1 protein-coding gene and 3 pseudogenes are annotated in these 1,130 nt (G+C 48.9%); 2 read left to right on the forward strand and 2 right to left on the reverse strand.

Going from position 1 to position 1,130, the window contains the following annotated elements:
* Nucleotides 1-404, forward strand: a pseudogene (locus tag BHE85_RS16225) (IS1-like element IS1X2 family transposase); the annotation flags it as partial.
* An 80-nt stretch (nucleotides 405-484) separates the two neighbouring features.
* Here the strand turns inward: BHE85_RS16225 and BHE85_RS27595 are convergent.
* Nucleotides 485-553, reverse strand: a pseudogene (locus tag BHE85_RS27595) (DinI family protein); the annotation flags it as partial.
* On the opposite strand from BHE85_RS27595, the pseudogene BHE85_RS16230 reads away from it, so the two are divergent.
* Nucleotides 524-736: pseudogene (locus BHE85_RS16230) on the forward strand (tail fiber assembly protein). The pseudogenes BHE85_RS27595 and BHE85_RS16230 sit on opposite strands and share 30 nt — an antisense overlap.
* A 159-nt stretch (nucleotides 737-895) precedes the next feature.
* Here BHE85_RS16230 and BHE85_RS16240 read toward each other — a convergent pair.
* Nucleotides 896-1,130: integrase core domain-containing protein (locus BHE85_RS16240; protein WP_146627965.1), on the reverse strand; the 235-nt coding region annotated here is incomplete at its 5' end.

Genomic DNA, 1,130 nt, shown 5'->3' on the forward strand with positions numbered 1-1,130 from the left:
GCAGTGATGTGATTGTCTGCGCTGAAATGGACGAACAGTGGGGCTACGTCGGTGCTAAATCACGTCAGCGCTGGCTGTTTTACGCGTATGACAGGATACGGAGGACGGTTGTGGCGCACGTCTTCGGTGAACGCACTCTGGCCACACTGGAGCGTCTTCTGAGCCTGCTGTCGGCCTTTGAGGTCGTGGTATGGATGACGGATGGCTGGCCGCTGTATGAATCACGCCTGAAGGGAAAGCTGCACGTTATCAGCAAGCGTTACACTCAGCGCATTGAGCGACATAATCTGAATCTGAGACAACATCTGGCAAGGCTGGGACGGAAGTCACTGTCGTTCTCAAAATCGGTGGGGCTGCATGACAAGGTCATCGGGCATTATCTGAACATAAAACACTATCAGTAAGTTGGAGTCATTACCTTATTTGTGAATTAAATCAATTATGGCGATGAATTACAAGGGGTTAAATGCTGCCGCAGCATAGCGATATTGAAATAGCCTGGTATGCTTCGATACAGCAGGAGCTGAATGTCTGGAAGACCGTCACCACACAGTTCTACATCCAGGAATTCAGTGAGCATATTGCGCCACTTCAGGATGCTGTAGATCTGGAGATCGCAACGGAGGAAGAAAACTCGTTGCTGGAAGCCTAGAAGAAGTATCGGGTGTTGCTGAACCGTGTTGATACATCAACTGCACCTGATATTGAGTGGCCGGAAGAACCAGACACAATGTAAGCGAAAAAGAAAAACCGCAGACGCGACGTATGCAGGACGTGCTGCGGTTGGCTGGTGAACTTTCGATAGTGCGAGTATTGAATGATTTCCAGCCGTTACCGATTTTATATAACTGCAGTGGAATTATTCAACACACAGGCAAAACGGAATATGAAGTGGTCAACAAAAACTGGCCACCGAGTTAGAGTTTTTCCAGTATCGATTTTCCGATTCGTTTGGGGGTAACCCACCGTTATATTCGTGCGGTCTTAGTGCGCTGTAATATCCAACGATATAGTCCGTTATGGCGTGAGCTGCCTCGCTGAAGCTTACGTAACCCACCACCGGCATCCATTCGTTCTTCAGACTCCTGAAGAAGCGTTCCATTGGGCTGTTATCCCAGCAGTTTCCGCGC

Source organism: Shigella sp. FC1567, assembly GCF_001743015.1.
Classification (GTDB): Bacteria; Pseudomonadota; Gammaproteobacteria; order Enterobacterales; family Enterobacteriaceae; genus Escherichia; species Escherichia coli.